Annotated in this window: 1 protein-coding gene; it reads right to left on the reverse strand. The window is 32.4% G+C overall.

What is annotated here, in order from left to right; translation table 11 throughout:
- Positions 1–373: GTPase (locus FUA24_RS02790; RefSeq protein WP_246146931.1), on the reverse strand; the 373-nt coding region annotated here is incomplete at both ends.

The raw sequence follows: 373 nt of genomic DNA on the forward strand, positions 1-373 counted from the left end.
GGCTTGTAAGCATCAATTTTATTAAATACCATAATAGTAGGTTTATCACTACTATCAATTTCGCCTAAAATTTTATTAACCGAAGCAATGTGTTCTTCAAAATTAGGGTGCGAAATGTCAACTACATGTAATAACAAATCGGCTTCTCTCACTTCATCTAAAGTACTTTTAAAACTCTCAACCAATTGCGTTGGTAATTTTCTAATAAAACCAACCGTATCACTTAATAAAAAAGGTAAGTTTTGTATAACCACTTTACGTACCGTAGTATCAAGGGTAGCAAATAATTTATTTTCGGCAAAAACTTCGCTTTTGCTTACTACATTCATAAGTGTAGATTTGCCAACGTTTGTATAACCAACCAATGCCACAC

This window comes from Seonamhaeicola marinus (assembly GCF_008085455.1).